Annotated in this window: 2 protein-coding genes; one reads left to right on the top strand and one right to left on the bottom strand. The window is 34.3% G+C overall.

The window, feature by feature from the left end:
- Window positions 1-43 precede the first annotated feature (43 nt).
- Window positions 44-475 (top strand): helix-turn-helix transcriptional regulator, encoded by a 432-nt coding sequence (locus CJF42_RS26085; protein WP_252097747.1) that lies wholly within the window; start codon window positions 44-46, stop codon window positions 473-475.
- 247 nt (window positions 476-722) lie between these two features.
- Here the strand turns inward: CJF42_RS26085 and CJF42_RS26080 are convergent, their stop codons facing one another.
- Entirely contained in the window at window positions 723-1232 is a 510-nt protein-coding gene (locus tag CJF42_RS26080; protein WP_170940788.1) for an outer membrane beta-barrel protein, read from the bottom strand.
- Window positions 1233-1259: the final 27 nt, after the last annotated feature.

Genomic DNA, 1259 nt, shown 5'->3' with positions numbered 1-1259 from the left:
TAAATTTAATCTGATTGGTATAATAACCTAGTATGTTGAAATAATGGATCAACTGTTCACTCCTGAATTATGTCAGATTGCCGATAGTATGGGTCTTGCGCTATATCAGCGTTTCACTCCCATAGAAGCGTCACTTTTTTTACGTTGTCCTGTTGAAAACATTCAAAAATTACAGAAACAAAAAAAGCTTGGTTTTATACAACTACCAAGCGATCAAGTTGAATTTTTTGGTTATCAGCTTTTAGAATATCTATTACAACAAGTATCAAATCCTGTTCAACCTGAAAAAGTAATTCAAAACCAACCACAAGAAAAAATACTCAGAATAGAAGAAGTAACTAAAATGGTTGGCTTATCTCGAAGTACAGTTTGGCGCATGGAAACAAAAGGTGAATTTCCAGCAAGAGTACCTTTAGGGACTAGAAGTGTAGGTTGGAGAAATATTGAAATAGAAGAGTGGATAGCGAAGAGATAAAATATTAAAAATTAATTTAATATTTATGAAATAGTAAAGTTTCATTATTATTCAATAACTTAATGAAACCTCTTTGTATTTAGGGGTATAAAGTGGGGTGTCACCAATATGCCCAGCCTGATAACTGAATGATGTAATTAAGTTTTTCATTCCAAATAAAGCCCATAAAGTTCGCTTTATGAGGCTTTAGTATCACAAACCTAAATACATTGCGTTACTTGTACTAACAATTTTTTTAGGTGCTTTTTTAAAAGCTATAATTTAAACCAACGGAAGCCCAACTAACACTTTTAGAGTCGTTATAATCTATTTTTACTTCAACGTTGTGAGTCAAGTTATACGACAAGCCAATTCCAAAAGTTATGTCTACGCCATCTGAGCGGTAGGCAGAGTTACCGGGAGCATTACTAACTATCAGACTACCTTCTTTTACCCCCCAGAGTCCACCTAGTTTGCCAGTCAGACTAAGTTTATTTGCCAGTGGGTACTTTCCTATCGCAGCAAACTCGGCCCCAAAAGAATCAATATGTCCATTAAATTTTGAATTACCTGAAAATACAATATCTCCAAATTCAAAAGCACTTAATTCGATAGAAAAATATTCACTTAAATTATACCCAAGCCTGCCTTCAAAGCCCGTATCATTATTACTTTCTCCCAAAAATTCTGATGTTGCATTTAGGTATGACGCCCCTAAATAAAAGTCTAACTTTTTAGCATGAACTTGGGGTAAAGCGAGCACGCTTGATAAAATCAAAATATTCGTAACACCTCAATAACCCGT

Origin of the sequence: Pseudoalteromonas sp. NBT06-2, from assembly GCF_002276045.1 — a bacterium.
Lineage (GTDB): Bacteria > Pseudomonadota > Gammaproteobacteria > Enterobacterales > Alteromonadaceae > Pseudoalteromonas.
Note: the sequence above shows the minus strand (reverse complement) of the source record. Positions and strands in the feature narration are given on the sequence as shown.